The sequence below is a fragment of the Bacillus sp. OTU2372 genome, assembly GCF_038440275.1.
GTDB classification, from domain to species: domain Bacteria; phylum Bacillota; class Bacilli; order Bacillales; family Cytobacillaceae; genus Neobacillus; species Neobacillus bataviensis_B.
The window spans coordinates 1-9919 of the sequence record NZ_JASATK010000049.1; the positions used below are offsets into that span (position 1 = coordinate 1).

Consider the following 9919-nt stretch of genomic DNA (forward strand, 5'->3'; position numbering starts at 1 on the left):
GTAAAAAATTTTTATACTTTCTTATCTCATGAAAAAACCTGTTCAACAGATGAACAGGTTTTTAAGGTTTTTAGTTATTTTTTTCGAATGGCAAAGACTAGAGCAGCTAGTGAAAGAACAACAGAAACAATCGATAAGATAAGCGGAAGAGAATTAGATTGTTCAGTATTGGCAGCTTTTGTTTCCACTGTTTTAGTATCTTCTGTTGCAGCTTGATCATGATGGTCATCTGTTGAAGCACCAGCTACAATAGCTGTTATAGAATGAGGAGTTTTGGCTGATTCGTCACCTGTCCATTCCACGATACTTCCATCTTTATAATATTGGAAAGCATCCCAAGCGATATCAGCAGCCTTATCAGGGTTCTTCGCCACGAATGTAAATTGCTGGAATTGCCCCGGTAAAATTCCTTCTCCAGTTGCTTCAAAGGTAAATGATTTTACCTTGCCACTAGTGTCTTTATCAGCAGTATAGTTCCAGCCAGTGACGGGTTGATACGACATAATCTCCACCCCTGCAGGTGCTTTCAGAGTAAATTTCGTGGTGGGTACTTCTTTTTCAACGGGAACCTTCACCGTATACGTTTCCCATGCCCCCGTTGTGGACGTTTTTGGCATAACGGTCACATGGGCACTTGCCACACTTGAGAATAGAAATAAACCTAACACGGTTGGTAAAACCACTTTAGTAATTTTTTTTATCGTTTTTTTCATTTTCATTTCTCCTCTATATAGTATTTATTGACTGCCAACAAACACTTTGAAGTCCGTATCAAGTGTTTCTAAATCCTTGGTCAGGACATGGACATGAACATTCCATCGGCCTGCCATATTGAAATTCATCCCCTTTCCTTGATAAGTGCCTTCCTTGACTTTCACTAACGATTTCGTGGCTTCCCCCATATCCATCTCTAGAGAGGTAAATGTAAGGGTTGCTTGTTCAACATTCTTAATTGGCTGACCTTTTTGGTCTTTTAAAGATAAGACAAAGGTATTTTCTCCAATGACATTAGGGGATGCTTCAAAGGTGATTTTACTTTCCTGTTTTACCGTTTTGGTTTCCTTAAATGGACCCGGAGACGACATGGCAGTTGGTAAATTAGTTAATAAAACAGATAGAACTAAAACAACCGCGCCAGCCATTAATTCTCCCCATAAAGTGGCTGGCAGTCCTCTTTCCTTATTTCGCTTCCCTTTTACAAAGTTAATTGTTGCAAAAATAATCATGATAACAAGCAGGATTATTTTTCCGGACAATACTCTACCGTAATTAGTCGTTAGGAGTGTTTGAAGATTAGGAATGAATGAAAAGCTACCATAAACGCCTGTAAATGTTAACACAATGACTAACAAGATTCCCCACTTGGAAAATGTTCGAATCGAATCTAAATAAAGTCCCTTTGTATCGATGTTACGACTAAGAGGGATCAATGCAGCCAAAACAATTAAGCTTCCAATCCAGATGGAGGCAGAAAGTAAATGGATAAAATCGATGGAAACGGTGATAAAGACGTTGGTGGAAGAGGCTGCATGACTTGTAAATGCCTTAGTCAATAACAATCCTATTCCGAGAATAAACGAAATCCACACCCATAACGAAAGGAATCTTTTCTTTATTAGCAAATAGCTAGAGAAGAATAAGAAAACCAAACTCGTGATTTGTAAAATCCATGTTGTCCCAAAGAGTGTAGTGGCTAACATATCCCCTAGTACATGAACACTAAGAACCTTACTCCACGATAATCCAGATTCTATGGTTGCCTGTAACGGCAAACTTAAGAGAATACTAATGGATACAGCAAACAATGAAAGTTTTAATAATTTTCTAAAAGTACTGCTAACCCCAGGGTTTCCCCGTAATTCCTTAGGCAGCACAAAAAGATAGAATAGGAGCATAGCTACCAAACATGCATTACCTAGATATTGAAGCCAACGTATGATAATCAAGTCCAATTGTGGCATATATCCTTTTGATTCTTTATTTATACTTGAACTGTCCTGAGTGGGATCGCCATTTCCTACTTGGAATGGAATTACCCCCTCAACCGGATGCCCATCACTAGAAACAACCCGCCATTTTATGCTGTATGTGTCGTTAGGAAGATTTTTTGCTAAATCTGTTTCTATAATGGAAGGATTTTTAGGATTAATTCGCCCATTTTTCTGATCAACCCGACTCCCTGCTGAATCAAACACCTCTAAAGAATTGAACGATGCCTGGATAGTTTCATCAAATTCAATCGTTACCTTTTGTGGTGCTTGGTTTACGATCTCGTTTTCATAAGGGGTTGATTTAAGTATGTATGCATGCGCAGAAGCGAATGAAGGACATAAAAATAGAAAAAGATACAAGAAAGCAATAAGCAGGCCGCTGTTTTTTATCTGTTTCACTCTAGCACCTCCTTTCTATTTATGACACCCACAGCCGATATTACCGTTCATTCTTTTCGAAACCTCTTTTACTGCTTGATTGAATCGAAGGATGGTTCCACCGAAGCCCTTTTGAAATTGTTCTGCATATTTTAACGAATCGAAGGTTAACACTTGCGGTTGGCAGCAATTTAAATAAAAATCTGCATCCAATACGAAATAGGCCAATTTGGCACTAATTGTAGTATGTTGAAGAAAGTCACGGCAAATTATCTGAGAAACGTTTTCTTCAATATCTTTATATCTTAGTAACCCACAATGCGGGCAGCAAAATTGTTCGACTGTTTGATGAATCGTGATGATTTGCATGGGATGCCGATTATTCAATTCCTTTAAACAATATGTACAAGAATGGGACGAGACGGTTGAATTGGAAATAAAAGATACCCCGCCTGATGTTTTATTGATCTTCCTTTCCTCTAACAGTGGCTTTATATCCCTATATACAGTCATCTCAGAAACATTAAATCGTTTACTAATTTCCGCTATGGAAAGGGTTCCTTCTTTTTTTAACCATGACAATATATGTTTCTGTCTTTCAACTGGCAGCAATTTTAGACCTCCTTTCGTTTTCATAAATCCACAATTATACAATAGAATAATTTTTTAATATTAACAAGTTATAAATGTGAAATTTATGTGAAAAATATCATCAAAATCACATTTATTAACAAAACCAAAAAGCCTCTCTGTTTTTATACAGAAAAGGCTCTTAAGATTAATTAACAACAAGATTACTTTTATCTAATGAATTAAAGATGCTCTTAAATCATTTACACTATTAATCTTAAATATAGTAAGTTACATGTTTAACCAAAATAACATCAATTCTTATTCTATTTTATTGGGAACGCCTCTTGCTTGGACACTCGTATTATTTCACTATTAAAATACTTATTAAAATATTTTTCCACCCTTACATGTAAGTCTTTTTGATACCAATCCGCTAATTTATGTTCTTCAAATAAAGTTGGCATTCCTAATCTTTCTGAACGTTTCCCCAGTGCCCCATCCCCGATACTTAGAGTATCAATCCAAATATGATCTACGATTCCATCCAGTACTTTTGGAAAGTCAGGAGTAAATGGCAATACAGGTGAGATCGAAGCTTGAGTGTTTATTCCTGCATCATGAACTTCTTTTAAGGCGTTTAACCGCAATTGTATTCCAGGTGCAAACGGAGCAAAAATCTGCCTAATATCATCCCTATCTGTTTCAATCGTCATAGAGACTAGTATTTCACATTTTTCTTTTAATTTTACTAACAAATCTATATCTCTTTTGATGAGGGGGCTTCGTGTTTGGATCTGTAAAAAATTAGGTGGATACTCCACCATTGCTTCTAATACCCCGCGTGTAATGCCAGCTTTTCGTTCCATTGGTTGGTAGGGATCTGTTGCTGAGGACATAAAAATGTTCACGGGAGTTTTTCTCTTACGAAGTTTTATGATTTCATTTCGGTAATTTTCTGCCGCGTTTGTTTTTATGTCCAGCCATTCGCCCCAAGGAAAATCTTTGAATTTTTGGATCGGCATTTCTCTAACATAACAGTACCTGCACGAGAATGCGCAGCCACTATAAGGATTTAAAGAATGCGTAAATCCAACATCTAAGTAACCCTTTGCTTCAGTAAGGATTTTTTTTGCAAGTGTTTCCCTTATTTTCATCCCCATATACATCGCTCCCCTAAAAATAGTTTAACCTAAATTTAGTGAGAGAAACACTTTTATAGACTTTAGATAAGCAATGGTAATTTTATTAATAACGCTCTTGCACCCCTGTTAGGCTTTTTCTACTAATCCAATTTTTCTTTTCACTCTTAAAACAAAAAAGTTGGCCCCTATTATTGTAGAGAAACCAACCAATTCATTATGATTTCATTCAAGGAACCTGTCCCATTGAATGATTAAAGCGTTCTTGTTTCCAGTTTAAATCCTTCGACAACCACATCTTCATCAATCTCTATTAATAGGCACCGTTTCCCGTTGTAAGTAATATATTGTATATTTTTAAGTTCTGTCGGGTCGATGGATAGATCCGCGACCTTTGTATTGATCTTAATGGATTTAGGAAGAACATTGGTGGCTTTGATTTCATAATTTTCATCGTCAACAACACTTTTAAAGGCATGTTCTACTTTGGCAGTATCCACATCTTCAACACCGCTGACCTCTAAGATCCGTTCAATGTCCCGGGAATCCAACATAGGAGCTTCAACTTCTTCACTCTCTGCATTCTCCTGAACGATTTTATCGATTTCCTCATAGACATTAGAAATCACCTTGGAATCTACTTCATCTCCCATGACGATTTTTAAGATTTGTTCGAAGCTGTCTTTATCTTCCTCAGCTGTAATAATTTCTTCACAGTTGAGCACCTCTTCAATAAAGGATGCACTTGGTTGATTACCACCGTGGTAGAGAATATGGTTTACATCAGCCGAATTTTCATTAAAGGCTGGAAATAGAAAGCCTGTTAACGGAGAAGTCAAATTAATAATCGGATCAACTGCGTGATTGGATTTGAATTCTTTCTCTATATAATCAAACAGCAAGGCTTTCTTTGGCTGATCAGTTTTATTGAGACTGCATAGGATAAATTCGCTGGAATAAACCTCATCATCTCCGCCTTCTTCGGTTTCCGCATTCCTTTTCCTAGACGGCTTTTGGTATTCTCCACGGATAAACGTTACCACTGTATCGAATTCATACACAGCATGAGTAAACATTTTATCTACGATTTTCAGCATGTTTTCTTGCCATTGTTCCGGTGAATCGGTTTGTACTCCGTCAAACAGAATCATTTGTGTGCTTTCTTCCACATCACGTTGGAATTTCAGCTCAAACAGTTTGGCATCAAGCTGCCCTGTTAGAACCTTTTTAAAGTTTGTTAAAAACAATTCTTGTGCTTCCTGTTCTAACATTTGAAACGGCTGGCTTATTTGATGATAGATCTCACCTGATTCTTTCTTTACATAAACATTAAAGATTTCTCGGATTTTCAAAAGATAATTGTCTAATTTAAATTGTTTTCGAATATTTGCGATGTCGGTTTTATTCATTATCTCATCTCCCAATTCTGATTATACTGTTCAAACAAGAAAATAGTAATACTTGATATTTATTAAATATACTAACTGAGGAATTAAAAATGGGCTATTCAAAAGGTCTATGAATCACGACACTTTTAAACAGCCCAAATTGACTACTAATCTTGCAAAGATAGTTTTAATGACTCCAGATTATTTTTCATCACATCAATATAATCTAATCCTTTTTCTTGCTCTTTTTTAGTTAATCCTTCTAATGGATTTAATACTTCCGTTTTAGCACCGATTTCTTTTGCTAGAGTATCCGCCACTTTTGAAGAGGTTAGCTCTTCGAAATAAATAATCTTTACATTTTTCTTCTTCGTTAAATCCGTTAATTCTGCTAATTTACCTAAGGTTGGTTCAACATCGGGTGATAAGCCAGCAATCGGAATTTGAGTTAACCCATATTGTTTTGCCAAGTAGCCAAAGGCTGCATGTTGTGTTACAAATTCTTTTTTCTTGGCTTTATCAATCGTCTCTTTATATAAGGAATCTAAATCGGCGAGCTCCGAATTTAAAGCGGCTGCATTTTTTTGAAATTTGTCTTTATTTTTTGGATCTGCCTGTTCTAAAGCCTTAGCGATATTGTCAACCTCTTTCTGAGCTAACACAGGAGAAAGCCAGACATGAGGGTCTTTAGAAGATGTATGTTCATGATTATCTTCTTCCTCTGAATCTAGTGCATCCATCAATTTTATTCCATTCGAAGCCTCGATTACCTTTAAATTTGGATCATTAATACTCTTAAATACTTTTTCAGTCCACGTTTCAAAGTAACGGCTATTGTAGATAAATAAATCTGAATCTTGAATTTTAGCCATATCATTTGCTGTTGGCTCCCAATCGTGTGGTTCTACACCATTTGGAATTAAGAGTTCAACGTTTGCAGAACTGCCCGCCACCTTTTGAGCAAAATAGTACATCGGATAAAAAGTAGTGACAATTTGCAGTTTTTTTGAACCTTCACTCGTTTTTTCACTTTTTGTTGAAGCGGCGTTGGAGCATCCACTTACCATTAAAAGAAAAATAATTAATGGGCTTAAAAGTTTTTTCACAATTCATTTACCTCCAAAGTTATGATTAATTAGGAATTATTACGATTTAAAGTGAATAATTATTTAATATTATTGAAGATTATTAGTTATTAGCTAATCGTAATTATTACGAATTACATCATATAACGATTATTTATCTATGTCAAATTAAAATTATTTAATGAAATTAAATCAGGAGTCTAGCATATCAATAAGAATAGAAATGATAGATTAGGAGGGCAATTTATTGTGACATTTATAAATAGAATGGTGAAAGATACTTTCGTATTTCTATTATTTTGTTTATTTCTTTTTCTTTTTCTTTTTGCAGAAGAAATAAAAAACATCTCTTTTTTTAGTAGAATCCCAAGTACTTCTTTTAATGTAAATACTATTTTTCTCAGTATTATCTTAGAAGCCATTCCTTTTATTTTACTGGGTGTCTTTGTATCAGCTATTATTCAATCTTTTGTATCCGAAAATGTAATCCGAAGGGTTCTACCTCGTAATGCCTATTTAGCACTTATACCCGCTGCTTTACTTGGAATTATTTTTCCTATCTGTGAGTGCGCCATCGTTCCAGTTGTTCGAAGGTTAATAAAAAAAGGCATGCCTTCGCATGTTGGAGTTGTGTTTATGCTAAGTGCTCCGATTTTAAACCCTGTCGTTTATGCCTCTACTTATTTTGCATTTAAAAGTACACCCTATTTAGCAAATGCTAGAATGTTTGTTGGATTTATTAGTTCGATTATCATTGGATTAATCATTTACAGACGCTTTAAAGGGGAAAATATTTTAAAAACAAAGAAGGACGATCATCACCATGAACACCATCACCACCATCAAAGAGGAAATAAACTATTAGAAACACTCTATCATGCAAGTGATGAATTATTTGATACTGGAAAATATTTATTCTTAGGAGCGTTCCTTGCAAGTCTATTTCAGACATTCTTAGACCGTAATGTTCTCTTATCCATAGGGACAAGCACCACCTTTGCACCCGGGGTTATGATGGGTCTGGCTTACGTCCTTTCCGTCTGTTCTTCAGCAGATGCCTTTGTAGCCTCTTCATTCGGTTCAACTTTTACAGAGGGCTCTATCCTTGCTTTTCTTGTTTTTGGACCCATGATTGATATAAAAAACACTTTAATGTTATTCGGTTATTTTAAGAAAAATTTTGTTCTGTTCCTGCTTATGGTTACTCCACTTGTCGTCTATTTTTCCGTCTATCTCTTTCAGCTATTTTTTATATAAGAGAGGTGTCCAATGATGAAGTCACGTCAAACTCATGATTTTTCTTTTCATCATCTTCTCAGAGGAATCATTTTAATTGGATTTATGTTGCTGTTATTTAAATTACTGCTAACGAATAATATCTCCCTTTTGATTGCTCCCAAAATGATCCATTTTATTTACTTTACTCTCTTTGTTTGTCTAATTCTAGGTGTTCTTTTAATAATTAGAGGAACTTCAGGTAAGGATGATTCTTATCAGTGTGATTGTGACGGGGACCACGCCTACCCTACCTCATTTAGTAAGTGTCTGTTTCTTTATTTATTGTTTATCATCCCTATCACAACAGGATTTCTCTTCTCGAACAATGTTCTTGACAGCTCCGTTGCCATGAACAGAACGATTAAACTAGGAGCAAGTTCTCAGGCAGCAAATCAAAATAATGCTGCAAAAAACAGTCCTAAATCAAACTCATCTTCTGTTTCAAGTAAAACTAATTCTTCTTCAAACCAGAAAAGTGTACTTGATAATCAACCTGAGCCTCTAACCCAATCAGAATATAATACATTAAAGGATAAATTATTGAAGGCTAAAATGATCAATATTGACGATGTCCAATATGTCAATATCATGAACATCATTCAGGATAATCTAAAGAATATGTTTGGAAAAACCGTAACCACAAAAGGTTTTGTGTATCGGGAAAAAGAATTTATGCAAAACCAAATGATTGTGGCTCGTTTTGGAATCACATGTTGTGTAGCGGACGCTTCCGTTTATGGGATGATGGCAAACGGCGAAGTAGCGGCATTACAGAAAGATAAATGGGTACAAGTAACAGGGAAAATTGAGCAAACCCAATATAATGGAGAGAATATTCCTGTCATAAAAATTGACCACCTATCAAAAATTACCCCTCCGAAGCAGCCATATGTTTTTGATGTAGGTGTAAAGATTGAGTAGTTCTTATTTGAATAAAAATATTGCCTGATTATTACCTGTTAACCGATGTTAAAAGGTATGATCAGGCTTTCTAATGGAACTAGGCATATTAAAAAAGATCTTGTGTTACCGAAAATGTTCTCGCCGGTAGTTGTATCGAAAACTCTGGCATATGGAGTTTCACGTTATAGTTTAATAAAAAAATAGTAAGAAGAACCAACAATAAGAGCTAGACTTATAATAATAACGGATAATACGAAATATGCTTGGATGGCAGTTGGTACTACTGGAACGAATAACAACAATAAACCTGTAATCACAAAGACCTTTCCGCCAAACCTATGCGTTTTTTTCCATACATCTTCATTGGCTAACGTCCAGGGTGTTCGGATCCCCACAAAATAATTTGGTTTAAATTTGGGACTTAAGTTGCCAATAAAGATAAATAATAAACCGACTAGTTCAGGAACAATGTATTTTGGATTCACTATTCCAAGAGAGCTTGTAATTTGCACAACTTGGAAAAGAAATAGAAATAGAAGAAGTCCATTCATAATTTTAAAATATGATCCTTGAAATCGCTTAAAATTACTCTTCTTTGGATCGATTTTAGGTAAGATTATCGTTAATAAATAAAAAATAATCATAATTCCCGGTAACAGAAATAAACCGAAAGATCTATTACTGTAGTCATCTGGCACACCTTTATAGTTCCAGTGTATCGCAATTTTTTCTGGTAAATACGGATAAGAAATAAACGTTACAATTAAGCTCAGTAGTAATAAAACCAATCCAAACCAATATTTTTTCATTTTATTTCCCCCTCCTCATCCTTCGAAAGAAAATCCATAAACCAAGTTACGACATCTTCAAATACGGTTGTATTGAGAGAATAGAAAACTTGCTGCCCCTTTTTTTCTGAATCCACCAAATTTGCCTGCTTTAATACATTCAAATGGTGAGAAATACTTGGCTTGGTCATATTAAAATGATCAGCAATCTCTCCAGCAGATAGGTCTTTCTTTTTAAGTAAGTGTAGAATTTTCCTTCTACTTGGATCGGACAACGCCTTAAAAGCTTCATTCATCTCGAACCCTCTTTTCCAAATTGAAAACGACTTAATCCCAATTTAGATATTTAGATAATTTTCTAAATATAGAATACATCTGTTAAACTAAAAGTTCAAT

At 35.3% G+C, this 9919-nt stretch carries 10 protein-coding genes; 2 read left to right on the top strand and 8 right to left on the bottom strand.

All coding sequences use genetic code 11. The features are described 5' to 3' along the window. Positions 1-74: 74 nt before the first annotated feature. From AAHB15_RS29530 to AAHB15_RS29555, 6 genes are all read right to left on the bottom strand, one after another. Positions 75-713 carry a YcnI family copper-binding membrane protein gene (locus AAHB15_RS29530; RefSeq protein ID WP_335575109.1) on the bottom strand — a complete coding sequence of 213 codons (639 nt, stop codon included), beginning with the start codon at positions 711-713 and terminating at the stop codon, positions 75-77. A 24-nt stretch (positions 714-737) separates the two neighbouring features. Next, positions 738-2390, bottom strand: coding sequence for a copper resistance CopC/CopD family protein (locus AAHB15_RS29535; protein ID WP_342043861.1), 1653 nt, complete (start codon positions 2388-2390; stop codon positions 738-740). Between the two features lie 15 nt (positions 2391-2405). Further along, entirely contained in the window at positions 2406-2981 is a 576-nt protein-coding gene (locus tag AAHB15_RS29540; RefSeq protein ID WP_335575111.1) for a DeoR family transcriptional regulator, read from the bottom strand. A 284-nt stretch (positions 2982-3265) separates the two neighbouring features. Next, complete coding sequence (locus AAHB15_RS29545) at positions 3266-4102, bottom strand: SPL family radical SAM protein (protein ID WP_342043862.1); 837 nt, start codon at positions 4100-4102, stop codon at positions 3266-3268. A 233-nt stretch (positions 4103-4335) separates the two neighbouring features. Then, positions 4336-5490 carry a DUF4317 domain-containing protein gene (locus tag AAHB15_RS29550; RefSeq protein ID WP_335575113.1) on the bottom strand — a complete coding sequence of 385 codons (1155 nt, stop codon included), beginning with the start codon at positions 5488-5490 and terminating at the stop codon, positions 4336-4338. Positions 5491-5636: 146 nt separating this feature from the next. Beyond that, the gene (locus tag AAHB15_RS29555; RefSeq protein ID WP_342043865.1) at positions 5637-6536 is read right to left on the bottom strand and encodes a metal ABC transporter substrate-binding protein; all 900 of its coding nucleotides are present in this window, start codon (positions 6534-6536) and stop codon (positions 5637-5639) included. Between the two features lie 267 nt (positions 6537-6803). Here AAHB15_RS29555 and AAHB15_RS29560 point away from each other — a divergent pair, with 267 nt between their 5' ends. Both AAHB15_RS29560 and AAHB15_RS29565 read left to right on the top strand, forming a co-directional pair. Then, positions 6804-7811, top strand: coding sequence for a permease (locus AAHB15_RS29560; RefSeq protein WP_342043863.1), 1008 nt, complete (start codon positions 6804-6806; stop codon positions 7809-7811). A gap of 12 nt (positions 7812-7823) precedes the next feature. Then, positions 7824-8753 (top strand): TIGR03943 family putative permease subunit, encoded by a 930-nt coding sequence (locus tag AAHB15_RS29565; protein WP_342043864.1) that lies wholly within the window; start codon positions 7824-7826, stop codon positions 8751-8753. Positions 8754-8917: 164 nt separating this feature from the next. Here the strand turns inward: AAHB15_RS29565 and AAHB15_RS29570 are convergent, their stop codons facing one another. Together AAHB15_RS29570 and AAHB15_RS29575 are read right to left on the bottom strand one after the other, a co-directional pair. Beyond that, positions 8918-9544, bottom strand: coding sequence for an SdpI family protein (locus tag AAHB15_RS29570; RefSeq protein ID WP_335574677.1), 627 nt, complete (start codon positions 9542-9544; stop codon positions 8918-8920). Then, complete coding sequence (locus AAHB15_RS29575) at positions 9541-9819, bottom strand: autorepressor SdpR family transcription factor (RefSeq protein ID WP_335574676.1); 279 nt, start codon at positions 9817-9819, stop codon at positions 9541-9543. The genes AAHB15_RS29570 and AAHB15_RS29575 overlap by 4 nt, the downstream gene beginning before the upstream one ends. Positions 9820-9919 lie beyond the last annotated feature (100 nt).